Raw genomic sequence first — 384 nt, 5'->3', positions numbered from 1 at the left:
AGGCCGTCGCGGTAGGCGCCGTGGATCCCGGGGGTAAGCATGGTCTGGGCGCCGCTGGCGGAGACCGCCTCACCGGCAGCCTTGACGAAGGCGTCCAGCGCCTCGCCCTTAACCCCCAGCACCAGGCCGGGGTTGGTGCAGAACTGGCCGGCGCCCATATTCAGCGAGCCGACGAAGGCACTGCCCAGCGCTTCGCCGCGCGCCTTGAGCGCTTCCGGCATCAGGAACACCGGGTTGATCGAGCTCATCTCGGCATAGACCGGAATCGGCTGCGGGCGGGACTGGGCGGTCTTCATCAAGGCGGTACCGCCGTTGCGTGAGCCGGTGAAGCCTACCGCCTGAATACGCGGGTCGCTGACCAGCGCCTGGCCGATCTCGTTACCC

At 68.5% G+C, this 384-nt stretch carries 1 protein-coding gene; it reads right to left on the bottom strand.

From position 1 onward, the window contains the following. A partial coding sequence (locus IEI94_RS14665) for an aldehyde dehydrogenase family protein (protein WP_191169615.1) occupies positions 1-384 on the bottom strand: 384 nt, incomplete at both ends.

The organism is Halomonas sp. ML-15 (genome assembly GCF_014779595.1).
Taxonomy (GTDB): domain Bacteria; phylum Pseudomonadota; class Gammaproteobacteria; order Pseudomonadales; family Halomonadaceae; genus Franzmannia.
This window is presented reverse-complemented; position numbering and strand designations above follow the sequence as displayed.